The organism is Paenibacillus salivarius (assembly GCF_051307165.1).
Lineage (GTDB): Bacteria > Bacillota > Bacilli > Paenibacillales > Paenibacillaceae > Fontibacillus.
Window position 1 is genome coordinate 3,977,185 of record NZ_CP195592.1, and the last position, 23,971, is coordinate 4,001,155.

Genomic DNA, 23,971 nt, shown 5'->3' on the forward strand with positions numbered 1-23,971 from the left:
GTTGAGTACAAATAAATCGACAAAAAGTATAAAAGCCCTTCCGGCGTCTTGCATCGGAAGAGCTTCCATCCCTATTAAATCGTCACTCTAAACACGAACCGCAGCCTTCGGAGTATCGAAGCGTTTGCCTACCAACGGAGCCAATTTTTCCAAATCCTGCAGCAGCGCCGCGAATTGATCCGGGAACAGGGACTGTACACCGTCGCCCGTCATGGAATTGTCCGGATCGGTATGCATTTCGATAATGAGCCCGTCGGCACCCGCCGCAACCGATGCTTTGGTCATCGGCTCGACCAGCTCCCGGCGTCCCGTACCGTGGCTCGGGTCGGAAATGACCGGCAAATGGCTCAAGCTTTGAAGCACCGGAATCGCGGAAAGATCAAGCGTGTTGCGGGTATAGGTTTCAAATGTGCGGATCCCCCGTTCACAGAGCATGACATTCGGGTTCCCTCCCGCCAGAATGTACTCGGCTGCATTAAGGAACTCGTCATAGGTCGCACTGAAGCCTCTCTTGAGCAATACCGGCTTGCCGCAGGTACCCAGCTTGCGAAGCAAGTCAAAGTTTTGCATGTTCCGGGTACCGACCTGGAGAATATCCGCATATTCGGCACATACGTCGACATATTCCGGCGTCATCACCTCTGTAATCGTCAGAAGGCCGTGTTTCTTGCCGGCCTCGGCCATCATGATGAGACCTTCCACCCCGATCCCCTGAAAGCTGTATGGGCCGGTACGGGGCTTAAAAGCGCCTCCGCGCAATACCTGTCCGCCGGCCGCTTTGACCAGGCGCGCGATTTCATCGATTTGATCCGGCGATTCGACGGCGCATGGTCCGCCCATCACGACAAGATCTCCGCCGCCGATGTTCACATTGCCGATCGAGATGACCGTATTTTCCGGATGAAAATCTCTGCTGGCCAATTTGTACGATTTGGAAATTTTGATGACATTCTCCACATCCTTCATCTGACGCAAATGTTCCGCAAGCTGAGGTTCGATCGTACCGATCAGACCGATTACCGTGCGGTCCTTGCCTCTCGATACATGCGTTTGAAGACCTTCCTTTTCAATAACTGCGATAATTTCCTGAATCCGTTCTTCGGGAGTTAAATTCGACGTAATCACGATCATCATCTATCCATCCTTTCATTGATCACTTCACTGTTACGCTTAAACGCTTGTTCGCTTTTAAGCTTTTATCCGTTAAAGCAACTATATCGAATTGTTTCCCCCTCGTCAACCCCTATAAAGGAATATTAAGCTTTTTCCGCAAAAAAAAGAAAGGCTAGAGGGTATCCCCCTTAACCTTTCATTGAATAGAACAACTATTTATCTTCCGACAAATTCCTGTGCCCAATAACCGTTATAGTAACCGACTCCGATCAGCGTGTAATTGGCGTTCATGATATTGGCGCGATGACCGCTGCTGTTCATCCATGCCTTCACGACTTCCTCCGGAGTTTTTTGGCCCATCGCGATGTTCTCGCCGGCATAGCCATAGCTGATCCCGAACTTCTTCATCATGTCGAAGGGAGATCCGTAAGTCGGAGAAGTATGATCGAAATAATTGTTTTGGGACATATCCTTTGCCTTCGCCAAAGCCATGTTGTTCAGTTGAGCATCGCCCTTGAGCGGCTTCAGCCCCTGCTTGGCCCGTTCTTGGTTCACCAGCGTTATGACTTGGGTGGCAAAAGTGGACTTATCCCCCGCGGTATTGCCTGCTGTTCCCGTATTGGATGGGCTCGGCTGGGTTGCCGGTTTTTGCGTATTCTGGTTGCCGGTCTGAGCCGGTTGTTGCGTCTTTTGGCTGTCGGTTTGAGCAGGTTGTTGCGTCTTTTGACTGCCATTTTGAACCGGTTGTTGCGTATAGAACTGATTCCATGGAATCGTATAGTAAAAAGTTTTCCAATAGGAAACCGGCGTGGTCGTATAAGTGGTATTGTCGGACGCCGCGAACGCCGAGGACGGAACGACGAGACCAGCGGCGAGAATAGCGGTCAATCCCCCGGTAATCAAGTGCTTCTTCATATTGAATTTATTCATGATGTCATCTCCTTGATTGTCGATAGTAGGTAACATTTTTGTAACCTTTCTATCAAGGAGTATATCATGATCCTATCAAAGAAGAACCCCGCAAAACTTGGAAACATCCCGTATGGCTAACATTAATAAAGTATCGTGCGCGAGCGCTTGCTATGTTTACGTATCGCCGATTCCATGATAAAGCCGCCTTTCGTTGAAAGAAGAAGGGCGGCCTATCGATGGTTACGGTTTAGTTACTTCATCCGCTTTACTTTTGGCCGCGGCCTTGACCGGCGGAAGCAGCTTCTGCATGTTGACCGTGCGGACGATGTCCCAGGTTGCCGGATTTTCCGGGTCGTATTGCTCCAAATAGTTGATGACTTCTTTGGTTATCGGCGTCGGCGTCGATGCTCCGGAGGTTACCGCGACTTTGCTGATTCCCTGCAGCCACTCGCGGTTTAATTCGGTCACGTCGGCGATCCGGTAAGCCGTGACGCCGGCAATCTCCTCGGATACCTGGGCCAACCGGTTCGAGTTGTTGCTGCGCGGGTCTCCGACAACGATCACGAGGTCCGCCTGCCCCGCCTGCTCCGCGACCGCTTCCTGTCTAAGCTGGGTGGCAAGGCAAATCTCGTTGTGAACCTCGGCGCCGGGAAACTTCTCCAGCAGCTTGTTCATGATGTGCTTAATATCCCATTGGCTCATTGTTGTCTGATTGGTAATTACGATGCGGTCCGATTCGATGACAAGATCGTCGATATCCGCCTCTTTTTCAATCAAATGCACCTTATCCGGGGCGACGCCAACCGCTCCCTCCGGCTCCGGATGCCCTTTTTTGCCGATATAGATGACGTCATAGCCCTCATCCACTTTTTCCTTGATGAGCACATGTGTCTTCGTAACGTCCGGGCAGGTGGCGTCCACGGTTGTCAGCCCTTTCTCGCGGGCAAGCTTGCGCACCTCCGGAGAAACGCCATGGGCCGTAAAAATAACGGTGCCGCTTTCCACCTGATTCAAAATCTCCATCCGGTTCGGGCCGTCGAGCGTAATGATGCCCTCATCCTCGAAGGAGTTCGTGACATGGCTGTTGTGGACAATCATGCCGAGTATATAGATCGGCCGCGGAAGATCGAGGTTTTTGGCGGCCTGTCTGGCGAGCACCATCGCATCGACGACCCCGTAGCAATAACCCCGCGGCGAGATTTTAATGACTTCCATCGTATATCCCTGCTTTCCGTTCCCGATTGTGTTTCAAGAGGAACCTATTCTATTATATCTGATTCCGGCAGGGCGTTAAAGACAACGGGGAGCCAGATGATAAACGTCGTGCCCTCTCCGAGCTTGGTCAGCACCTCCACCGAACCTCCATGCTCGTCGATAATCCACTTGGCGATGGACAGTCCAAGCCCTGTGCCCGGCGTAACGCCGCGTGACGGATCGGCCCTGTAGAAACGTTCGAATATATGCGGAACTTCGCTGCGGTCCATCCCGATGCCCGTATCGGCTATCCGGATTCCCACCTGCTTGCCGGCCTGAATCGCATCGATCGTAACGCTTCCTTCCGGCGTGTACTTAAATGCATTTTCGATAAAAATAAAAAGCATTTGCTGTAAATAATCCTTGCTCCCCATCACCCGGACGCCTTCCAGCACTTCCATGTCCCCTTGAATCCAGGTGGCCTCGCGCGGAAGAAACTGGGCTCTGCGGACCACTTCTTCCACCAGCGGACGGAGCGGCACCAGTTCCCGCGAAATCGTGTGCCCCGCATCGGCCCGGGCGAGCGACAGCATATCGTTGACGAGCCCGCTCATTCGCCGGGATTCGTCCGCGATATCGCTTACCGCTTCGATCGCCATGCTTCGCAGTTGCTCTTCATCCAGCTTCGGCCGGGAGCTCTCATCCTCAGACCAAATCTTTTTCAGCAAATCGACGTTTCCACGGATCGTTGTCAGCGGCGTACGGAGCTCGTGAGAAGCATCGGAAACAAAACGGCGCTGCGCCAAATAGGCTTCATCAAGCTCATTATAAAATCCTTCGGTCCGTTCCAGCATCCGGTTGACCGTGCCGATTAGTTGGCCGATTTCATCGTTAGGGCCGTCATAATCGATCCTGACGCTAAGGTCGTTGCCGGTTTGGATTCCGTTCGCCGCTTCAATCACCTTGCCGATCGGAGCCATCGACTTACGGGCCAAAAACAGCCCGAACGTGCTTGCGACGAGCAGCGTAACCACGGAACCCGTCAGAAGAATCGATCTCATTCGCTCGACCAGACGGTCTTCGGCACTTGTATCCGCAGCCAGCTGGAGCAGTCCGACGATCGTATCGTTCAAATATACGGCGCGTTCATACAGAATGTATGAATTTCCGTTCACCGTAATCCGTTGATACGGTCCGTTCTTGCCTATATCCTCTATATCGGGTATCGGAAAATAAACTCCACGCTCCTGCAATCCGGTCGAGACGCTAAATTTCCCCGCGACATAGTTGTTAAGCTGCCAAAATATACGGGCATCCTCCAGCCGAAGCGCCTGCTTCGGGCTTAGCTGAAGATCCCATCCCTGCGACAGGATCACGTTCACGTTTTGCGAGCTCAGAATTTGATCGGCCTGCTCGTCGACCTTCTTTTTGACCTCTTCGTACGTATAGTATCTGACGAATCCGTAGATCGAAGCGCTGAACAGGATCAGCGTAACTGCCAAAATCCCCGTATACCAGGCGGTCAGCCGCCATCTCATCGACATGCTAGGAGTCACCTCTCAGAATGTAGCCCGCACCGCGAATCGTTTGAATCACTCTTTTCCCGCCGTGTTCCTCCGTTTTCTGCCGGAGCATCGCAATATACACTTCCAGCACGTTGGACTCCCCGCTGTAGTCGTAGCCCCATATTTTATCCATAATGAGATCCCGGGTCAACAAGCGTTTCGGGTTTTGCATAAACAGATGCAGCAGCTCGAATTCCTTAGCCGTTAATTCAAGACGCTGTCCTGAACGAAGCACTTCCCGGGAATCAAGATCCATGACGATGTCCTCAAACGTCAGACGGTTCTCCGCCGTTTCCCCCGCCGGCTCCTTCCGGCGAAGAAGCGCGCGCACTCTGGCAAGCAGCTCCTCAAGCGCGAACGGTTTGACCAGGTAATCATCGGCTCCCGTATCCAGCCCTTTGACTCTGTTCTCCACTTCATCCTTGGCCGTGAGCATCAAAACCGGAACCGTGCTTCCGCCTTGCCGAAGCCTGCGGCATACTTCAAAACCGTCGATTTGCGGCATCATGACATCGAGAATAATCAGATCCGGGTCGGCGGTCATCACCATCGACAACCCCTCCGCACCATTGCGCGCCGTATGCACGTCGTACCCCTCGAAAGCAAGCCCCCGCCGCAGCATCGAAGTAATTTTCTCATCATCATCTATAACCAAAATCGAGGATCTCAATGTCCATCTCTCCTTTTAGGCGCATCTCTTGAGTTTCTTCTCTCATTATTGTAGCAAAAGATGCCGTATGCTGCCGATATCCCGAAAAAGCGGCAGGCCCTTTGGCCTGCCGCCCCACTCGTCATAGGTCACCGGTTACTCTAGGTTGGAAAAGTCGTTTTTGTTGCCGATGGTAATTTTCAAATCCAGTTTGCGGCCGTCGCGGACCACATTGAAGGTCACAACGTCGCCGACCTGCTGCTTTTGGATGTACTCGATCAGAGATTCCTTGGTGGCGAATGCTTTACCGTCCGCACCCGTGATAATGTCGTATGGACGGAGGTCCGCATTATAGGCCGGGGATTTGAAGACGATGTCCGATACGACGGAGCCTTCTTTTACGTCCGTTCCCATTTGTTTGGCCACTTCATCGGTCATCGTCATCAGCGTTGCGCCGATAAACGGTACCGGTTTTTGCGGAATCTTTTCATTGTTCTTCAGCTTTTCGAGCACTTCGCTGATCGTGCTGGTCGGAATCGCAAACCCGATTCCTTGGGCATCCGAGCTGACGGCTACGTTGATTCCGACGACTTCCCCGTTCAGGTTGAGCAATGGACCGCCGGAGTTCCCCGGATTAATGGAGGCGTCCGTCTGCAACAGGTGCTCGTATTCACGGTCTTTTTCGCCGTTTTCGCCTGCGATCGTAATGCTGCGTTCTTTCGCGCTCAGTACGCCGGCGGTTACGGTATGGTCAAATCCTTGAGGATTGCCGATCGCTACCAGCCACTGTCCGACTTGCGTGTTGCTTGAATCGGCCAGCGGAATCGAAGGGAAGTTGCCGTTGCCTTCAATTTTCAGCACGGCCAGGTCAAGCTCATAGCTTGTGCCGAGCACTTTCGCTTCATAAGGCTTCTCGGTGTCTTGCACCGTGACTTGCACAACGTCGGCGTTATGCACGACATGCTCGTTCGTCAAAATATATCCGGTTTTGTCAAAAATGAAGCCAGAGCCGATTCCCGTAGGCACCAGCTGGTCCGAACCGGAGGAGCCTTGACCGTTCCCCGATTCGCTGTCCGAACCGCCGCCGAAATAGCTGTCTCCAAAGAAATAGCGGTAAAACGGATCGTTGCCGTATGGATTGGTGCTGCTCGAGCCTTGTTTACTGGATTTGACCAGGGTCTCGATTTTGACGACGGCCGGCCCCGCCTGATTGACGACATTGCTGACGTCCCCGTTATCCGTAACCGGGTATAAGGCAGGAGTAGCCGTCGAAGACGAAGAACTTCCGTTGCTGTTATTCTGCGAGTTCCCGCTGTTCGAAGACGATGGTGCCGGTGTCGTGACGGCCGGCTGATCCGGCGTAAACAGGTTTTGACGGTCTGCGAACACCATTGATCCGGTCATGATCAGCATGCCTGCCAGAACGCCTGCGATGACGGATTTGACTGACGACTTTTTCGGCGGCTTGTTAAACTGCCAATTTCCCGGGTTTTTGGCCGGCGCGCCGATTTTCCCGTCCCCGCCGCCTGCTCCTGCTCCGCCCGTACCGTCAGGACCCGTGCGGACTTCATATGAAGAAGGAATCGGCCGAACCGGCTGCGGCGTCGTAATTTCCACTTCTTCGCGATGATTGTAAGATTGAAACGGTCCGTAAGAGTAATAATAAGACGAGCCTGAACCTTCCGGTTGCCGGTGATGTGGTTCTTCTCCGTAGGCATGCCCTGCACTGTTTGTGCCGTTGCTGCCGTTGTTGTCGTTTCCGTTATTGTTGTTCTCCCCGAAAGGCTGATTCGCTTTGTATTTTTCTTCTTCCATGGTAGTTACCTCCTCCCCCTGTATACCGCAGGGGATCATGTTTTCATGTTCTTATTTTGTACTATAAACCTTAAGCGTACCTTAAAAACAATTAAAAAGGAGATAAAAGCGAGTAAGGAAGGCTTAAAAGACTTAACGCGGTGACACCCATCCCTGCCGGTGAGCGAAAATAGCGAGCTGAGTCCGGTCTTCGAGTTCGCATTTCATCAACAGGTTGCTGACATGCGTTTTCACCGTTTTAATGCTAATGTGAAGTTCCTCGGCGATATCCTTGTTCGTTTTGCCCTCGGCGATCAAGAGCAGCACTTCCTTTTCCCGTTCCGTCATGCCGGAATCGTCGCCTTGGACCGTCTGCTTCCGAAGCCCCCGGGTTAATGCCTGGGCGACGTCTCCCGTCATCACCGGCATTCCGCGGTATGCCCCTTGAAGCGCGTAAATCAGTTCTTCCGCCGACACGGTTTTCAGCACATAGCTGACGGCGCCTGCCTCCACGGCCTGGACAACCAGCTCATCCTCCAGAAAACTGGTCAGGATCACGATTTTCATCCCGGGGAACCGGCTGAGCACTTCTTTGGTCGCTTCCGCGCCGTTCATCACCGGCATCATCAAATCCATCAATATAATGTCCGGTCCTCCCCCCGGAATACCTTGTTCCAGCAGGTTTACCGCTTCCTGCCCGTTTCCGGCCTCGGCGATCACTTCGAATGCCGGATCCAGCATCAAGTACGTTTTCAATCCCATCCGCACCATATCGTGGTCGTCCACGATCATCACCTTGATCTTTTCGCTCATTCCCGGTCTCCCCTTTTACCGTCCTCAAATTTCGGAATATGTACCCGGATCGTCGTTCCCGCACCCGGCTTGCTGATGATTTCAACATGGCCGCCCAGCTTCTCCGCCCGTTCCTTCATCGTCGTCAGGCCGTACGATCCTTGCTTCTGCACCGTGCTGCTGAACCCTTGCCCGTCGTCGCTGATGCTGAGCACCACCTGCCGCGCCCCTTCCCGAAGCGATAGACTCACCAGGCTGGCCCCGGCATGCTTGACGATATTGGCCATCGCTTCCTGTATGATCAGGAATAACTGATGCTCCTTGGCTTCCGACATATCCCCTTTCAAATCCATATCCTTGATTCCTTTAAGCCCGTTCTGCCTGCAATAATCGGGAAACCATTGGTCCAGCGCTTCCTCCAGCGTCTTGTCCACCAGCTCCATCGGCCGAAGCTGGGCGATTAAAGCGCGCATTTGTTTTTGGGCGATATTCGACATCTGGATTAACTGGTCCATGACGGCATGGGCCTGCTGTTCATTGATTTCAAGCACCTTGGGCAAGGATGAAGCCGCCATATGAATCGCAAAAAGCTGCTGGCTGACCGTATCGTGCAAATCCCGGGCGAGCCGCCGGCGTTCCTCCAGCACGGCTTTTTCCGCCGCCTGCTCCTTTTCCATCACGTCCTGCTCGCCGTACTGCTGAAGCAGCTGCATTTTTTTCTCGACCGCATCCGTCATATTGTTGAATTCCCTGTATACCCCGGCAAAGGTCTGATCGACCGTTTCCGGCATGCGCACGGACAAATTCCCTTTCGCTACCTGAAGCATGTTCAGATGCATCGGATCGATCCGGCCCTGAATCCGTCTTCCGGCTACGTAGCCGATGATAAGCGTCAAAATGACGACCCCCGCTATATAGTAGATCAAGACCTTAGGGTCATTGATTTCAATGACCCCGACTTGATTTCCGATATAAAGCGCGATCGCCGAAAGGCTTCCTGTCAGTAAAAAGAACAACAGAAGCTCCCATTTTGTATTCTTCAAAATCCGTTGTACCATCATAAGCTTAACCTACCATATTCACTTTAACGTCGCCGATGAACACGCTGACCACCAGTTTCACCCGTTTGCTGGCTTCGCTGTAATAAGGGGTCTGAGCCTGTACGTTGCTCATAAACCCGCCCTGCTTCTGTTTGAGCACCTTCAGATCGCCGATGAACGCGCTGGACTCCGCCGTAATCCCGATATCCATATCTTCCGGAATAAACACTTTAACGTCGCCGATAAACGCCGATACATTGATTTTCGTTTCCCCGTAAGGAATTTGCGCCTTTGTCAGATCGATGATGGTATCTCCGATAAAATGGGAGATGTTCGTCGGATGCAATTCGAAATAATCCTGGCCCAAATGGACGTCGCCGATAAATCCGGATTTGTTGAAGGTGTCCCTTTTTCCTCCGCTGCCGCCCATCTCAAATGTTCCGTAGTTCGTCTTCCCATAACTTTGATACGACTGCTTATGTTCATGCTCATATTTGGGCTGTTCTTTCGCCTTATCCTTCTCAAGCTCGCCGAACATCGAATCCAGCGGAGATTGCATTTCCGGAATATAGGTTTCGCCAAGCGGCGGAACCGGCGGTCTCGGCGGGGCTGGCGGAAAATCAGCGTTCGGTTTTTTTTTCTCGTTTCCCGGTCTGAACAACACCGTCAATCCGATGATAATAAGTGCGAGCGGGAAGAAGAATTTGAAGAAATCCCCTGGCGCAAGGCTGATCATATCCAGATTTCTCGCCAGAAAATACCCCCCGATCGCAAACAGGACCACGCTTCCAATCAATCCTGACCCCCGGATGTTGCCGTTTGCCAACTGGCTGATTCCGCCCAGTATCAAAAACACGGGCCAATAGGTCGCAAACAAATAACCAAGGCTTACATCAATGATCCCCAACTGGTTCAACAAAAATATGGCGCCGATGCCGATCAGCACCAGCCCTCCAATGATTCGCCCCCCTAATCCGTTCCTCATGGCAGTTCCCTCCAAATGTTCATTCCTGATTATTGATAAACCAAGTGTACCTTATCGGAGAGTTTTGCAACAGCGGCGCGGGATGGAACCTGTCCTCGGTCTCGAGACCGAGATGCCGGGGAAATCAAAAGACGCCTCCCCCGCCGTGTTGAACACGTTAGGGAAAGCGCCTTTGCTATTTCGATTATTTTTGGAAGTTTTGGTTGTTAGTCGCAGCATTACGGGAAGCCTTTGCCTTTTGGGCAATGGTCGCCTTGCTTTCTTCAGCAAACTCCTCGTTGTATTTCTCGTTCGGAGTTTTGTAACCCGGAGAAGCAGCCTTATTCTTTTGATTCGGCACGAAATTCACCTCCCTTGGCACAAAGCGCATAGACGACGCTTCTCATTCGGCCGTTGATCGACCTCGTAAGTTAATATGCCAAGCGGAAGTTCGCTTTATTCATCCGGTCAAATCGCTTGATCCCAGACATTTTCCGGGATTTCCTTGCTGGCTTCCATCACTTTTCCCAGCTTTTGAAGCATCGCTTCCGTCAGTTTGCCGTCACCCTTGCGAATGACTTGGACCTCGACTTCTTTTTTGCCCCATTCCTTGAATACCTGCTTTGTCGTTTTAAAATAAAGATCGATTTTGTTGCCTTTGATCGCCGAACCTTTGTCAGCGACGACCCCGTACCCGTAACCCGGAATATAAAGAATGGTACCGAGCGGAAACACCTTCAAGTCGGCCGCGATCGTAGAAATCGTATCCTTGTCACGCCGCACCTTTACTCCCGAATACGTAATGCCGTACTGGGGATGATTAGGGCGCTTGCCCGTGGACTCGTAACCGGCCGTATAACCGGTAGCCATCACCTTAACCGTTTTGACCGCTTTTTTGGTGCTTGTCTGCTGATCCTGCTTCGTCTGGCTTTTCCGGACCGATGCCGGATGATTGCCGTTTTGCGGGTTCTGAACCGTCTTGTATTCATTTCTCCGGACTTGCTCCTGGAGCCCCCGCATTTCATAAACCATATACGAGTCGTTGTAAGCATATTGATTTTGCTTTGCGTAGATCATGTTGTCAGCGGCGATCCCTTGAATGAGAAGAACCGAAAGGAATAATGTGATGACGGTTCTTTGCCACATAACAAATTGGCGCATGTGAAAACCTCCCCCTTATTCGGAATGTTTTCCACATGCGCCTTGTTTTATACCTCGTTATTCAAAAATCGGGTTGATAAATATGATCAACCTTTTTAGACTTCCTCTTCAAATCAATGTCAAAAAGTCGGCTTTTCAGCACCGAGAAGGTTGGATGAAGACGGGTCTGAGGAGCGCAGCGTAGGCAGAACCTACGTGAGCACCGGAAGGCCCGTCTGAATTCAAGATTAGATGCCGCATATGCTTCTTGGGTTTCTTCGTGATCAAAAGCCTTCTTTTTGACTACCTTATATCACGTGGTTGCGGATTTCGTCTTGGAGGAGGATAAGTACCTCATCCAATGATTTCGCGCCGAGGTCGCCTTCGCCGCGCTTGCGGACCGAGACCGTGCCGGCGGATTGCTCGTTTTCGCCCACGACGAACATGTAAGGAATTTTCTCGAGCTGGGCTTCCCGGATTTTGTAACCGAGCTTTTCGTTGCGCAGATCGCTTTCCGCACGGATGCCCCCGTCACGCAGCTTTTCTTCGACCGATCGGGCATAATCGTCAAACGCGCTGGATACCGGAATGATTTTGGCTTGAATCGGAGACAGCCACAGCGGCAGGTTGCCGGCAAAGTTCTCCAGCAGGAATGCCGAGAAGCGTTCCATCGTACCCAAAATTCCGCGGTGCAACACGACCGGACGGTGCTTGGCTCCGTCTTCGCCGACATATTCCAGCTGGAAGCGTTCAGGAAGCAGGAAGTCGATTTGAACGGTCGACAGCGTTTCTTCCTTGCCCAGCGCGGTTTTCACCTGAACGTCAAGCTTCGGACCATAGAATGCCGCTTCGCCTTCCGCTTCGAAGAACGGCAGACCCGCTTCCTCCACGACCTCGCGGAGCATGCGTTGAGCGGTATTCCACATGTTATCGTCCTGGAAGTATTTCTCGGTATCCTGAGGATCCCGGTAAGACAAACGGAAACGGTATTCTTTGATGCCGAAGTCATTATATACCCGGCCGATCAAATCAAGCACGCGTTTGAACTCATCCTTGATTTGATCCAGACGGCAGAAAATGTGCGCGTCATTGAGCGTCATGGAGCGTACGCGATGCAAACCTGTCAACGCGCCGGACATTTCGTACCGGTGCTGCATTCCGAGCTCGGCAATCCGGATCGGCAGATCCCGGTAGCTTCTCAGGTCGCTCTTGTACACCATCATATGGTGTGGGCAGTTCATCGGGCGAAGAATGAATTCTTCGGTGTCGATCGCCATTTTCGGGAAAATATCGTCCTGATAATGTTCCCAGTGGCCGGACGTTTTGTACAAGTCGACATTCCCCAGTACCGGAGTGTAAACATGCTGGTAACCGAGACGTTCTTCGATATCGACAATATAACGCTCCAAAGTCCGGCGTAGGGTCGCACCCTTCGGCAGCCAGATCGGCAATCCTTGGCCGACCAGATTGTTGAAGGTGAAGATGCCGAGTTCCTTGCCAAGCTTCCGGTGATCGCGTTTCTTTGCTTCCTCCAGCATATGAAGGTGTTCGTCAAGCTCGGCCTTTTTCACGAACGCCGTTCCGTAAATGCGCTGCAGCATTTTATTGTCGCTGTTGCCGCGCCAGTATGCGCCCGCTACGCTGAGCAGCTTGAATACTTTGATTTTTCCTGTGGAAGGAACGTGAGGTCCGCGGCAAAGATCGAAAAATTCGCCCTGATCGTAAATCGAAATGACGCTGTCCTCCGGCAGATCGCGGATAAGTTCCAATTTGTACGGATCTCCGAGTTCGGTAAAGATCGCCACCGCTTCTTCCCGGCTCACTTCGCGACGGGTAATCGGCAGGTTTTCGCCTACGATGCGCTCCATTTCCTTCTCGATTTTTTGCAGGTCTTCCGGATTTAGCGGATGCTCGAGATCCATGTCATAATAAAAACCGTCCTCAATCACAGGTCCGATTCCGAGCTTCACTTCCTTGCCGCCGAACAGGCGTTTTACCGCCTGGGCCATCAAATGCGCCGTACTGTGTCGCATGATTTCCAAACCTTCTTTGGAATCCAGCGTGAGGATTTCCACCTTCGCACCGTCTTCCAGCACGGTATTCAAATCCACCGCTTTTTCATTGATTTTGCCGGCCACCGCATTTTTGCGCAGCCCGCTGCTGATGGAAGCAGCCACATCTTCCAAAGTGCTGCCTTCCGCATACTCCCGGACGGAGCCGTCCGGCAGCGATACTTTTAACATCGCCATTTTCTTTTCCTCCCTAACAAAGATGGTTTTGTCCCGGAAACGGACAATAAAAAAAGCCCGTCCCGGAAAGGGACGAGCGTTATATACCCGTGGTTCCACCCTCATTCGGCCGTTGACTCGTACTCAAACAGCCCTTAATTCGGCATTCTGTAACGGGAATGAACCGGCGATCCCTAATGACGCCGACCGGATAAACCTGGTCCAAGCGGGTTCGGAACCACAGCTACAAAGGGGTAAACCAAAATCGAAACCGGAGGGAATTTCAGCCGGGTCCCCTCTCTCTGAACCGTTCGTGACTTTTTGGCTCGTGTCTTTGTCGACGCTTTTAAAGAATGTTCAAACAAGCTTCAAAAGAACTTTTCGTTCTTTGAGTATTATATAGCGGCGGATAATGCCCGTCAAGCAACCTTAAATCCCTTGGTCCTTGCGCCGCTGTTCCATATGGAACGGATGGCAGTGAGGACAGTGAAGGCAAAGCTGTACCCGTTCTCCGAATATCCGGCGGATCGTGGAAATGATCAGCGACTCGGGTTGGCGGGTATGAATCAAAATCCGGCAAGGGGATAACGAAATCAGCGTGCTGACGACCCTGTCCTCCAGCTCCATTTCCTGGTCCGCCATTTGGGCTACCACGCCGCCCGGAACGGTCGCGTTTATTTTCGTGAACTGTTCGTTCAAGACGCTGAAGTCCTGTTCCCCCTTATGCATCAGATGTACGAGCGGGGTGAGCGGTTCCTGAAACTTCACGAAGGACTGCAGCAGGCGGATAAATTGTTCGTATTGCTGATCTAGCAAATATTCCTCCATGGCCGTATCGATTTCTTCGCGAAGCTGGTTTCGGTATTCCTGCAGCCGGAAGCGGATAAATCCGTCCAGATCCAGGTAGGAATTGGTCTGCAAAAATTGCGCAAGCTTGGCTTGAATCCCTTTCATTCTGCGTTCCCGGGCCGATCGGACGTCCCTGTCGGTACCGGAAAGCAAGCCGCAAACGCACTCTTCAACGGCCTGTTTTTCCTCATCGGATGAAAAAGGGTACTCCTTGCCCGCCAATTCCATGGCGATCTCCTCTTCCCGCACCTCCACGATATATCGGGCGATGCCCGCGGCAAGCTCTGATCCGGCACGGTCAAGGAGCTCTTTCCGCTTCGTCTGCCCGGTGCTTGAAACCGTCAGCATCATGACCTTCCCGTCCGGTGAATAACGAAGATCCGTCCGGGCGGCTCCCCTATGTACATCGCTTCCGGCTCCGTAAATATAAGCAAGGAACTGCTGTCCCGAGTGTTCGGCTTTCAGGTTCATCCTAAGCGAAAAAAAATCCATAAGCCCACCCCTTTCGTTTCCAAAAGTATATGGTGCGAAGGAAACGGATATACGGAGGCGGGCCATGGAAAGATAGCCAGGTTTGCCAATCCGGGCTGGAGAATTTTTCGCCGGATAAACTTAGTTTTGCATAATAAAGTCGCGTTCTACTTTCGAATCCTCATGGAAAACGCGCAAAATATCATATTTCGTATTGCGCTGAGCAGGCGTTTTTCCCGCCGAGCGAATAATGGACAGGATCGACTCGATATTCACCTTATGCGTGGCGCCGGCGGACGAAACGACATTCTCCTCGATCATCGTGCTGCCGAAATCGTTGCAGCCGTATTGCAGGGACAACCGTCCGACCTCCGGTCCCATCGTCACCCAGGACGATTGCAGGTTCTTGATGTTGTCCAGTACGATCCGGCTGATCGCCACCGTTTTCAGATAAGACTCCGGCGTTTGGCGCTCCACCTTCAAATTGGTGTTGTCCGGCTGGAACGTCCATGGAATGAATGCGAGAAATCCTTCCGACGGATAGCCGTTCTGCAGGCATTCATCCTGAGCTTCGCGGACGCGGAGCAGGTGAAGGGCACGCTCTTCCATCGATTCGCCGAATCCGATGACCATGGTTGCCGTCGTGTTCATGCCGATCCGGTGCGCCGTCTGCATGACATCCATCCAGTCGCGCCAGGAGCCTTTTGCACGGCTGATTTTCCGGCGCGTGCGGTCGTCAAGGATTTCGGCGCCGCCGCCCGGAAGCGAGTCCAGGCCGGCCGCATGAATTTCGCGTACCACCTGCTCCAAAGTCAGGCCGTCCGATACTTCCACCATCTTCATAATCTCGGCCGGAGAAAAAGAGTGCATCGTAATATCCGGGAATCTCTCTTTGATGGCTTTCAGCAGGTTTGTATAGTAGCTGAACGGAAGATTCGGGTTTGTACCGCCCTGCATCAAAATTTCGGTACCGCCGACATCGATCGTTTCCTGGATTTTTTGAAAAATTACTTCGTCGGGAAGCACATAGCCTTCCTCCGAACCGGGACGGCGGTAAAACGCGCAAAACCGGCAGTACACATCGCACACATTCGTATAGTTGACATTCCGTCCGATGACGAACGTCGTAATCGGTTCCGGATGCTTTCGTTCCATCAAAATATTCGCCGTATGGCCGATTTTTTCCACCTCATCGGATTCAAACAAAGCGATCGTATCTTCAAGATCGAGACGCCCCCCTTGCAGCGCCTTTTCCAAAATTGCGTCTATTGCAGTCATATTCGCTGCCTCCTCGTACCCCATGGAATAAGATTATAAAAGAATTAACTTCCAAAAAGTTCAATAAGATCATCCTATCACAATCGCCTGCAGAAAATAACCCCTAACCGGCAGACCGACGCGCGTTTTCTCCCGCCAACGCAAGCTAACGGAACTAAGCACCTTTAATCGAACGAAAACGGGCGATTCTTAAAATCTAACGGAACGGGAGGACCCTATTTGTGATTATACGCCGGTTTTCATCTTGAATACCGTTCAATAAAAGTTTCTCGTTCCGTTAAGCCTAACGAAAAGATCCTTCCCAGAGAATTAGCGGCCATAGCTTCCGTTAACAGGCAAACCTGTTAACAAAAAGAGCCAGGAGAGTTAAATCTCCTGGCTCGCCAAAACATTTATGTTTGATGTATTACAGCCCCGCAAACGCCTGCTCCAGGTCGGCAATCAGATCGTCCACATCTTCAAGGCCGACGGAGAAGCGCAGCAAGCCGTCGGTAATCCCGCGCTCGTGACGGACCTCCTGCGGCATGGATGCATGAGACATCATGGCCGGATACGAAAGAATGCTCTCGACCGCGCCGAGACTGACGGCGACAAGCGGAAGCTTCACTTTGCTCAGCACCTGCTTGGCGCGTTCGCCCGAACCGACGTCGAACGAAACGACCGCCCCGTATCCGCCGGGGGACTGGCGTTCATGGATTTCGCGCCCCGGATGTTCCGGAAGGCCGGGATAAAAGACGGCTGCAATATCTTCGCGGCGGCTAAGCCAATCGGCAAGCTTGCGAGCGCTGATTTCGCTCTGCGCCATCCGGGCTCCAAGCGTCTTCATCCCCCGCATCAAGAGCCAGGAATCCTGGGCTCCGAGCACCGTCCCCAGCCCGTTTTGCACATATTTCAATTGATCGGCAAGCGTTTTGTTCCGGGCGACCGCGAGACCCGCCAGCACGTCGCTATGCCCGCAAAGAAACTTGGTGGCGCTGTGCAGGACGATATCGACGCCAAGTTCAATCGGCCGCTGATAGTATGGCGTCATAAACGTATTGTCCACGATGCTGAGCAAGTTATTTTCACGAGCCCATCCGGCGATCAAGGCGATATCGGTAATTTTCAAAGTCGGATTGGACGGCGTTTCCATGTACACGGCTTTCGTGTTCGGCTTAAGGGCACTTTTAACCGCTTCGAAATCCGTCATGTCGACAAACGTAGCCTCGATGTTCAACCGGCTTAAAATATTCGTCAGCAGCCGATAGGTTCCCCCATATACGTCCTCGGTCACGATCAGATGATCGCCCGCGGAAAAAAGCATGAAGGTCGTGGAGATCGCCGCCATGCCGCTGGCAAACGCAAATCCCCGCTCTCCGCCCTCCAAAACCGCGATATAATCCTCAAGGGCTTGCCGGGTCGGATTTCCGGAACGGCTGTAATCATACACCGGCGGATTGAAAATATCGTGATGATGAAAAGTCGATGCCTGGTAAATCGGGACGCTGGAAGCCCCTGTCGCTTCATCCACTTCCGCTCCGAAATGGATCAGCTTCGTTTCAAACTTCGGTTTCTTCTCCCCTTGATCGCTCATTCGTTTTGTCCTCCTTCAACTTCAAGCCGCGCAGCCTCGAGCGCCTGCCCCAAATCCCGAATCAAATCGTCGGGGTGTTCGATACCGACCGAAAACCGGAGCAACCGGTCGTCCACGCCAACCGCTTCCCGGATTTCCACCGGAATGTCGGCATGGGTTTGCACCGCCGGATAGGTCATGAGCGACTCCACGCCGCCAAGGCTTTCCGCAAAAGCGATCAGTTCCAGGTTGCGAAGCACGGGCTCGACATAACGGGCATCCGTCACCTTAAATGCAAAAATCCCCGTATTCCCGCTGGCTTGCTTCTTCTGAATCTCATGACCCGGATGATCCGAGAGCCCCGGGTGGTATACTTCAGCAATTTGCGGATGCTTCAGCAAATACTCCGCCACGGCCAGCGCATTGCTCTCATGGCGCTCCATGCGAAGTGCCAGAGTCTTCATCCCGCGCATAAGCTGATAGGAGTCGGAAGGGCTGAGCACCGCGCCGATCGAATTGTGCAGAAAGGCTATTTCCTTGGATAATTCCTCGCCTTTCGTCACGATCAAGCCGGCAAGCACATCGTTATGTCCGCCTAAATACTTTGTCGCGCTATGTACGACAATGTCCGCCCCAAGCTCAAGCGGCCGTTGAAAATAAGGCGTAAGCAGCGTATTGTCGACAACGGTCAACAGCTGATGGCGCTTCGCCCAACAGCTTACCGCTTCAAGATCCGTAATCATCATCAGCGGGTTGGTCGGCGTTTCGATGAATACCGCCTTCGTATTCGGCTTGAGGACCGATTCCAGGGCGTCCAGGTCGTTCGTGTCCACGTAGGATGCACTGATGCCGAAACGGGATAATATCCGTTCAAGCAGCCGGTAGGTTCCCCCGTATAAATCAAGCGAAACGATCAGATGATCGCCTTGGGAAAACAGGCTGAATACCGTTTGCAGCGCGGCCATCCCGGAACTACACGCAAAGCCTGCATCGCCGCTTTCCAGCTTTGCGGACGCTTCTTCAAGCACTGTCCGGGTCGGGCTCTTCGTGCGGGCGTAGTCAAACCCCGTACTTTGCCCGAGTCTCGGATGGCGAAACGCCGTCGCCTGATAAATCGGATAGTTTACCGCACCGGTGACCGGTTCCTCCACGGATCCGATTTGCGCTAGTCTACTTTCCATATGCCATTTGTTTTCTGCCATGATTAATATCCTCCAATCTAAATCTCGTATATAAATTCGGCCATTTGATCGATGTCAAACGGGGTTTCCTGATACACATAGTAGTTCAGCCAATTGGAGAATAATAAATTGGCATGGGCTCTCCATGTCGACACCGGCGTTTTCGACGGATCATCATTCGGGTAGTAATGCAATGGGATTTCGATTTCAAGCCCTTTGGCGACGTCCCGGTCGTATTCCCATTTCAGGGAGCACGGATCGTACTCGGAGTGTCCGCTCACGAAGATTTGCTTGCCGTCCCGGGAAGCGACGAGATAAATGCCCGCTTCGTCGGATTCCGCCAAAATTTCAAGCTCCGGTACCCGCTCTATATCTTCCCTGACGACATCCGTATGTCGCGAATGCGGCACTTGGAAAGCTTCATCGAACCCGCGAAGCAGCTTGACATGCGGACTGTTGACCTTATGCCAAAATACGCCGAAGCATTTTTTCTCAAGAGGAACCTTGCGAACCCCGTAATGATAGTAAAGTCCCGCTTGAGAAGCCCAACAGATGTGCATGGTTGAGGTGACATGGGTTTTGCTCCATTCGAAAATTTCTTTGAGCTCTTCCCAGTAATTGACCTCTTCGAAATCAAGCTGCTCGACCGGGGCTCCCGTTACGATCATCCCATCAAACCGGCGTCCTTTGATTTCGTCGAAGGTTTTGTAGAACATTTCAAGATGTTCAGCCGAGGTGTTTTTCGACTTATGGGATCTTGGATGGAGCAGTACGATTTCAACCTGAAGCGGAGTGTTCCCGAGCAGGCGCAAGATTTGGGTTTCGGTCGTCTCCTTGGTCGGCATCAAGTTAAGAATGGCAATCCGCAATGGGCGGATGTCCTGATGATAGGCTCTGCTTTCGTCCATGACGAAAATGTTTTCGCTTGACAATACTTCTATCGCCGGCAAATGATCCGGTACTTTAATCGGCATCATCATCACTCCTTCAACGTCTGGTAGTATGAAAAAAAGACCTTACTCTAAAGAGAAAGGTCATCATTTATTCCTGAATGCGCCTCTCTCATCTCTCAGAAGCCGTGTCGCTTAACTTTACGGCTCTGCAAGAATTAGCACCGTGCGAAGTATCGCCGGTTGCCGGGTATCATCGGGCTAGTCCCTCCACCTACTCTTGATAAGAAAATCGTCTCGATATGCGGTTGTGATGATTCAAATTTAAGTTGCTGATTTCCATTATACATGAAATCACCGTTTTAACAAGCCATACGTCAGAAGTTCGTCCACATGATTTTTGGTTGAAACATTTTGTGCCCCGGCGTTATACTAGACAAGTGTTTAATGAAGAAATTTGTCTAAAAAGAGGTGATCCGAGAATGGAAGGCGACCCGAGTCCGCAGAGCATCAACCAGAAACAAGAACAGCATAGGAAACCGATCAGCAGGCGTCCGGGCGGACATAAGCAGGGACGCTTTCTTTTCCCGGTGTTTGAATAAAACGCCTTATTCGGCGTCTTTCGCCTCTGATCCCTTTCCCGTGCCGTGAAGGCAATGAAGCATAACCGGCTTTAACCGGCCGGAAAGGGGAGTGAACCGTATGAAAATCCGTCATGTCGTCTCCGGTGTTTTTTCGCCGGTGGAAGACGTTGAAACGACAACAACAGCACCCGAGCAAGGTTTTTATTGGATCGACGCCGGTGTCGAGGATCTCGAGCTGCTGCAGCCGCTGTTCTCGCTGCATGATCTTGCGGTGGAGGACTGTCTTTCCGAGGATGAACAGCGTCCTAAAATCGAAACATATGACAATCATTATTTTATCGTAGTCAACAGCATCCGTTATGACGACGAAGAAATCTTTCTTCGCGCGCTGAACGTTTTTTTGGGACGGCATTATATCATTACAGTGACCAAGCAAAAAATCAACGAGCTTCGCGCCGTTAAACCGATCCTCTGGGAGCAGGAAGTCAGTGAACCGGACCGGTTCCTTTACTATCTTATCGACCTGGTGGTGGACAATTATTTTACCGTCGGCGACCGGATCGAGGCGAAAATCGAGAAGCTGGAAGAAGATATACTCATTCATACCAAACGATCGCATCTGAATGAGATTATCGGGCTGCGAAGCGAAATTTTGTGGCTCAAAAAAGTGCTCGGCCCACAAAGAGAAGTCATCAATATTTTAAACAAAAAGGATCTGCGCCTGATCGACGATCAACTGCAGAAGTACTTCAGCGACATCTATGAGAATGCGGTAAAAATATCCGAAAACTTCGATACCTTCCGCGAATTGGTCGGAAACTTGCGAGAAGCGTATCAAGCGTCCATCGCCAACCGTGCCAATGAAATCATGCGCGTGTTTACGGCGATTACGACGATTTTTATCCCGCTGACCCTGATAACCGGCATTTATGGGATGAACTTTGACCATATGCCGGAGCTGCATTGGAAATACAGCTATTATGTCGTACTCGGCGTTATGATCGCACTCGGTGCAGGTATGTACTATTTGTTCCGGAAGCGGGACTGGATTTAGAACGTGTTGCAAAATAAAACGCTGGCTCTTCTTTCGAATCCGCACCGCGATTCAAGGGAGACCAGCGTTTTTTTTCTTATATTTTTCGTTTCTAGTTCGACTTAAAGTCCGTGCTCAAAAGTCTTTCTATACCGCTTTCGGCGCGTTTTCCTTATGGCGTCTGTAAGAGATGCGCAGCAAACGCAAACGTTCATATAGCTGGTCAAGACCTCCTTCTTCGATCGCTTCCTGGTCGAAAACGCGCTGCAGCACCGGCTTCAGCAAGCTGTCGCCCAATTCGTCAAACGCTTGCCATACCGAGGTTTGCTGCTGAACCGGCATCGCTTGAAGCTCGGTTTGAATCAGCGCTTCGGTCGTATAACCGTCCTTTTCAAGCTGCTCGAGCAATTCAACGGCTTCTCTGCGGTCCAGACCGGTCCGCGTACAGATGCCGTCCAGGTTCGCTCCCTGGGCCAGCGCTTCCAGCGTCATCCGGCGGGCGCTGAATTTCTCCATTTCCATTCTGAACTTGACTTCCTTTTGTTTATAAAACCAGGAACGGAGCTCCTCCGCATCGATGACATCCCCTACCCAGTCGAGCGGAAAACCGCCGGGCCGGTCAACCGCGTGCGGTTGGGTCATTTCCAGCAAATCCGCCCCGTATTCCGCCGCCTTCGCTTCCCCGACCCCCGGGAGCTGAAGCAGTTCTTCGGTCGTCACAGGCCGGAACACGCTGATGAGCCGCAGCAGCCGGTTATTGGCAATCAAGTAAGGCGGTTTGCGATCGGTTGCCGCCCGTTTCCGCCGCCAAGCGCAAAGCTCGTTGTAAAGTCCTTCATTCTCATGCAATTCGCTATAGCAATACAGCTTCTGCGCGGCCATCCCCCGTCCGTGAAACTCCTCCCTCTCATCCCATATCCCTTCGATCACCGGACGATAGCCTTCGCCAAGCTTGACGACCAATCGGTGGCGGTACACATGCAGCATTTCCGACCATGACCCGCCTTCGTACCAAATGGTCTCCTGTTCCTCTGCCCCGCTCAATTCGTTCCAACCCATCCGCCAGACGCCGTCCTCTTCGCCGATCCAGACGCGGGCACCTCCGGTTATTGCACCTTCTTCTTTCTTTTCCAGGCTGTTCAAAAATACGATTCGCATTCTCTAACCTCCTTCTACACTGTCAGCAACGACAAAAAAAGCACCCCTCCTGAATTCATCAAGAGAGGTGCTTCCCCTATTCGTATACTGTTATTCCTAATCATACCATTTTTTTCCGACGCTGTCAATCGGGTCTCGTTCCAGACGCATCATTTTTCCGTTATAATGACAGAAGACACTTAGCATTTTGGGAGGGCTTCATGATGAGCGAACAAAACAAGGACCTTGATTTTCTATCCGACAGCACGGAAAGCACTTCAACCCGATTCGTCACGTTTATCGGACATAGTCTCAAACGATTCGATCTTGCCGTAACCACGACCAACCGTTTCTACGGGAAAAAGCTCGTCACCGATCTCCAAAACGGAAAAACCGCTATTTTGGGTACCGACGACTTGGAGGAAGAAGGATATCTCGAGCATGTTTACGGACTGTCTGAAGAGGAAGGCAACGAGCTCCGCACTTTCCTGTACCAGGTCGTCGGCGATGCCTATTTTACGGACTAGCTGATTTTGTCCAAAAAACCTAACGGAACTGGAAGACGCTATGAGCACGAAAAATCACGTTCCACCAAATCTAACGGAACTGGGAGCCTTTATTTGCTTTAATAGCACAGGGATTTCATCGAAATTCGTCAAATAAGAGCTTCTGGTTCCGTTAGACTTGAAAAAAGACGAAAAAAGGCGCAAGAGCGGCTGTGTGTTCCGTTAGCTGTCCGCGCGGGGGGTGTACGGTTTGAAGCGCCTTACTGGGATGTGGAATACGCATGTTTCGAAGCGGGTTTGTTCTGTTTGAGCAGTCCAGGGGGATTCGCAGCATTCAAAACGGACACGCACGAGTTCGTACGCGTCCGCTCGGTCCCCACTTTTCCGTAACGGTGCGGCATATCGCAAACCAGGAACACCGGAATCATTCATTCTTCCCTTTCAGCCCGGGGGCCGCTTATGGCCAACAGAACAAAAGAGATCAAAATCATCAAGCCTGCCCACGCCCAGGCGGATCCGGTCTCGCCGGATTCCACGGCCATATAAATCGCTGTCGGCAGCGTCTGCGTCCGCCCCGGAATATTACCGGCAATCATGAGTGTGGCACCGAACTCGCCAAGCGCTCTCGTAAATGACAGGATAAAAGCGGTCATAAGGGAGCGCCTAGCCAGGGGAACGGCGATATAACGCAAAACCTGCAGTTCGGATGCGCCCATCGACCGGGCTGCGGACAGCAAATCCTTGTCCGTGGACAAAAATCCGGCCTTTGCCGATTGGTACCCCAGCGGAAAGGCGACGACTGCCGCCGCAAGCACGGCTGCCCCCCAGCTGAACACGATCGGCATTCCGGCAAGAAACTCAAAAAACCTGCCGATCGGACTGCGCCGGCCAAACATCATCAATAATAAGAAGCCGACGACCGTAGGCGGCAAAACCATGGGGAGCATAAATATCGTTTCAAGGACGACTTTGCCCCGGAATTTGGCTTTGGACATCAACCAGGCGACATAGCCCGCGATCAGGAAAGCGATGATGCCCGCCAGCAGCGAAATTTTTAAAGACAGGATGACCGGCGACCAAAAATCGCTTCTTTCCATGG

General features: G+C 52.0%; 21 protein-coding genes and 1 riboswitch. Of the genes, 2 read left to right on the plus strand and 19 right to left on the minus strand.

What is annotated here, in order from left to right:
* Window positions 1-87: 87 nt before the first annotated feature.
* The 17 genes from aroF to metA form a co-directional block, all read right to left on the minus strand.
* A complete protein-coding gene (gene aroF / locus ACSFXJ_RS18385) occupies window positions 88-1,131 on the minus strand; it encodes a 3-deoxy-7-phosphoheptulonate synthase (protein WP_435925802.1) in 1,044 nt (347 codons plus the stop codon).
* Window positions 1,132-1,329: 198 nt separating this feature from the next.
* On the minus strand, window positions 1,330-2,043 hold the full coding sequence (locus ACSFXJ_RS18390; RefSeq protein WP_435921866.1) for a CAP domain-containing protein: 714 nt from the start codon (window positions 2,041-2,043) through the stop codon (window positions 1,330-1,332).
* A 222-nt stretch (window positions 2,044-2,265) separates the two neighbouring features.
* Window positions 2,266-3,240: a 4-hydroxy-3-methylbut-2-enyl diphosphate reductase gene (locus ACSFXJ_RS18395; protein WP_435921867.1), complete on the minus strand. Its 975-nt coding sequence runs from the start codon at window positions 3,238-3,240 to the stop codon at window positions 2,266-2,268.
* Between the two features lie 44 nt (window positions 3,241-3,284).
* Window positions 3,285-4,763 carry a sensor histidine kinase gene (locus tag ACSFXJ_RS18400; protein ID WP_435921868.1) on the minus strand — a complete coding sequence of 493 codons (1,479 nt, stop codon included), beginning with the start codon at window positions 4,761-4,763 and terminating at the stop codon, window positions 3,285-3,287.
* A 1-nt stretch (window position 4,764) separates the two neighbouring features.
* Window positions 4,765-5,454 (minus strand): response regulator transcription factor, encoded by a 690-nt coding sequence (locus tag ACSFXJ_RS18405; protein WP_435921869.1) that lies wholly within the window; start codon window positions 5,452-5,454, stop codon window positions 4,765-4,767.
* Between the two features lie 135 nt (window positions 5,455-5,589).
* Entirely contained in the window at window positions 5,590-7,248 is a 1,659-nt protein-coding gene (locus tag ACSFXJ_RS18410; protein ID WP_435921870.1) for a S1C family serine protease, read from the minus strand.
* Between the two features lie 132 nt (window positions 7,249-7,380).
* The gene (locus ACSFXJ_RS18415; RefSeq protein ID WP_435921871.1) at window positions 7,381-8,040 is read right to left on the minus strand and encodes a response regulator; all 660 of its coding nucleotides are present in this window, start codon (window positions 8,038-8,040) and stop codon (window positions 7,381-7,383) included.
* Window positions 8,037-9,080, minus strand: coding sequence for a histidine kinase (locus ACSFXJ_RS18420; protein WP_435921872.1), 1,044 nt, complete (start codon window positions 9,078-9,080; stop codon window positions 8,037-8,039). Before ACSFXJ_RS18420 ends, ACSFXJ_RS18415 begins: the two co-directional genes overlap by 4 nt.
* A gap of 4 nt (window positions 9,081-9,084) precedes the next feature.
* The gene (gene liaF, locus ACSFXJ_RS18425; RefSeq protein ID WP_435921873.1) at window positions 9,085-10,044 is read right to left on the minus strand and encodes a cell wall-active antibiotics response protein LiaF; all 960 of its coding nucleotides are present in this window, start codon (window positions 10,042-10,044) and stop codon (window positions 9,085-9,087) included.
* A gap of 184 nt (window positions 10,045-10,228) precedes the next feature.
* Window positions 10,229-10,384 (minus strand): hypothetical protein, encoded by a 156-nt coding sequence (locus tag ACSFXJ_RS18430; protein ID WP_435921874.1) that lies wholly within the window; start codon window positions 10,382-10,384, stop codon window positions 10,229-10,231.
* Window positions 10,385-10,491: 107 nt separating this feature from the next.
* The gene (locus tag ACSFXJ_RS18435) at window positions 10,492-11,184 is read right to left on the minus strand and encodes a 3D domain-containing protein (RefSeq protein ID WP_435921875.1); all 693 of its coding nucleotides are present in this window, start codon (window positions 11,182-11,184) and stop codon (window positions 10,492-10,494) included.
* A 287-nt stretch (window positions 11,185-11,471) separates the two neighbouring features.
* Window positions 11,472-13,412: a threonine--tRNA ligase gene (gene thrS, locus ACSFXJ_RS18440; RefSeq protein WP_435921876.1), complete on the minus strand. Its 1,941-nt coding sequence runs from the start codon at window positions 13,410-13,412 to the stop codon at window positions 11,472-11,474.
* 408 nt (window positions 13,413-13,820) lie between these two features.
* Window positions 13,821-14,732: a putative sporulation protein YtxC gene (locus ACSFXJ_RS18445; RefSeq protein ID WP_435921877.1), complete on the minus strand. Its 912-nt coding sequence runs from the start codon at window positions 14,730-14,732 to the stop codon at window positions 13,821-13,823.
* Between the two features lie 120 nt (window positions 14,733-14,852).
* On the minus strand, window positions 14,853-15,989 hold the full coding sequence (gene mqnC, locus ACSFXJ_RS18450; protein WP_435921878.1) for a cyclic dehypoxanthinyl futalosine synthase: 1,137 nt from the start codon (window positions 15,987-15,989) through the stop codon (window positions 14,853-14,855).
* A gap of 406 nt (window positions 15,990-16,395) precedes the next feature.
* Complete coding sequence (locus ACSFXJ_RS18455; RefSeq protein ID WP_435921879.1) at window positions 16,396-17,562, minus strand: trans-sulfuration enzyme family protein; 1,167 nt, start codon at window positions 17,560-17,562, stop codon at window positions 16,396-16,398.
* Entirely contained in the window at window positions 17,559-18,743 is a 1,185-nt protein-coding gene (locus tag ACSFXJ_RS18460; RefSeq protein ID WP_435921880.1) for an aminotransferase class I/II-fold pyridoxal phosphate-dependent enzyme, read from the minus strand. The genes ACSFXJ_RS18455 and ACSFXJ_RS18460 overlap by 4 nt, the downstream gene beginning before the upstream one ends.
* 17 nt (window positions 18,744-18,760) lie before the next feature.
* Entirely contained in the window at window positions 18,761-19,696 is a 936-nt protein-coding gene (metA, locus tag ACSFXJ_RS18465) for a homoserine O-acetyltransferase MetA (protein ID WP_435921881.1), read from the minus strand.
* A gap of 85 nt (window positions 19,697-19,781) precedes the next feature.
* Window positions 19,782-19,902: riboswitch (SAM riboswitch) on the minus strand.
* A 412-nt stretch (window positions 19,903-20,314) separates the two neighbouring features.
* Here metA and corA point away from each other — a divergent pair.
* A complete protein-coding gene (gene corA, locus ACSFXJ_RS18470) occupies window positions 20,315-21,250 on the plus strand; it encodes a magnesium/cobalt transporter CorA (RefSeq protein ID WP_435921882.1) in 936 nt (311 codons plus the stop codon).
* 126 nt (window positions 21,251-21,376) lie between these two features.
* Here the strand turns inward: corA and ACSFXJ_RS18475 are convergent, their stop codons facing one another.
* Window positions 21,377-22,387 (minus strand): HRDC domain-containing protein, encoded by a 1,011-nt coding sequence (locus ACSFXJ_RS18475; protein ID WP_435921883.1) that lies wholly within the window; start codon window positions 22,385-22,387, stop codon window positions 21,377-21,379.
* Between the two features lie 203 nt (window positions 22,388-22,590).
* Here ACSFXJ_RS18475 and ACSFXJ_RS18480 point away from each other — a divergent pair, with 203 nt between their 5' ends.
* Window positions 22,591-22,893 (plus strand): DUF3055 domain-containing protein, encoded by a 303-nt coding sequence (locus ACSFXJ_RS18480; protein WP_435925803.1) that lies wholly within the window; start codon window positions 22,591-22,593, stop codon window positions 22,891-22,893.
* Window positions 22,894-23,300: 407 nt separating this feature from the next.
* Here the strand turns inward: ACSFXJ_RS18480 and modB are convergent, their stop codons facing one another.
* Window positions 23,301-23,969 carry a molybdate ABC transporter permease subunit gene (gene modB, locus ACSFXJ_RS18485; protein WP_435921884.1) on the minus strand — a complete coding sequence of 223 codons (669 nt, stop codon included), beginning with the start codon at window positions 23,967-23,969 and terminating at the stop codon, window positions 23,301-23,303.
* Between the last annotated feature and the right edge of the window lie 2 nt (window positions 23,970-23,971).

Excerpts from the sequence above, each read along its gene's own strand:
- ACSFXJ_RS18420 (WP_435921872.1), bottom strand. The coding sequence starts at position 9,080 with ATGATGGTACAACGGATTTTGAAGAATACAAAATGGGAGCTTCTGTTG.
- thrS (WP_435921876.1), bottom strand. The coding sequence starts at position 13,412 with ATGGCGATGTTAAAAGTATCGCTGCCGGACGGCTCCGTCCGGGAGTAT.
- ACSFXJ_RS18480 (WP_435925803.1), top strand. The coding sequence starts at position 22,591 with ATGAGCGAACAAAACAAGGACCTTGATTTTCTATCCGACAGCACGGAA.
- ACSFXJ_RS18400 (WP_435921868.1), bottom strand. The coding sequence starts at position 4,763 with ATGTCGATGAGATGGCGGCTGACCGCCTGGTATACGGGGATTTTGGCA.
- ACSFXJ_RS18410 (WP_435921870.1), bottom strand. The coding sequence starts at position 7,248 with ATGGAAGAAGAAAAATACAAAGCGAATCAGCCTTTCGGGGAGAACAAC.
- ACSFXJ_RS18415 (WP_435921871.1), bottom strand. The coding sequence starts at position 8,040 with ATGAGCGAAAAGATCAAGGTGATGATCGTGGACGACCACGATATGGTG.
- ACSFXJ_RS18445 (WP_435921877.1), bottom strand. The coding sequence starts at position 14,732 with ATGGATTTTTTTTCGCTTAGGATGAACCTGAAAGCCGAACACTCGGGA.
- mqnC (WP_435921878.1), bottom strand. The coding sequence starts at position 15,989 with ATGACTGCAATAGACGCAATTTTGGAAAAGGCGCTGCAAGGGGGGCGT.
- corA (WP_435921882.1), top strand. The coding sequence starts at position 20,315 with ATGAAAATCCGTCATGTCGTCTCCGGTGTTTTTTCGCCGGTGGAAGAC.
- ACSFXJ_RS18395 (WP_435921867.1), bottom strand. The coding sequence starts at position 3,240 with ATGGAAGTCATTAAAATCTCGCCGCGGGGTTATTGCTACGGGGTCGTC.
- ACSFXJ_RS18475 (WP_435921883.1), bottom strand. The coding sequence starts at position 22,387 with ATGCGAATCGTATTTTTGAACAGCCTGGAAAAGAAAGAAGAAGGTGCA.
- aroF (WP_435925802.1), bottom strand. The coding sequence starts at position 1,131 with ATGATCGTGATTACGTCGAATTTAACTCCCGAAGAACGGATTCAGGAA.
- ACSFXJ_RS18455 (WP_435921879.1), bottom strand. The coding sequence starts at position 17,562 with ATGAGCGATCAAGGGGAGAAGAAACCGAAGTTTGAAACGAAGCTGATC.
- ACSFXJ_RS18390 (WP_435921866.1), bottom strand. The coding sequence starts at position 2,043 with ATGAATAAATTCAATATGAAGAAGCACTTGATTACCGGGGGATTGACC.
- metA (WP_435921881.1), bottom strand. The coding sequence starts at position 19,696 with ATGCCGATTAAAGTACCGGATCATTTGCCGGCGATAGAAGTATTGTCA.
- ACSFXJ_RS18435 (WP_435921875.1), bottom strand. The coding sequence starts at position 11,184 with ATGCGCCAATTTGTTATGTGGCAAAGAACCGTCATCACATTATTCCTT.
- ACSFXJ_RS18460 (WP_435921880.1), bottom strand. The coding sequence starts at position 18,743 with ATGGCAGAAAACAAATGGCATATGGAAAGTAGACTAGCGCAAATCGGA.
- modB (WP_435921884.1), bottom strand. The coding sequence starts at position 23,969 with ATGGAAAGAAGCGATTTTTGGTCGCCGGTCATCCTGTCTTTAAAAATT.
- liaF (WP_435921873.1), bottom strand. The coding sequence starts at position 10,044 with ATGAGGAACGGATTAGGGGGGCGAATCATTGGAGGGCTGGTGCTGATC.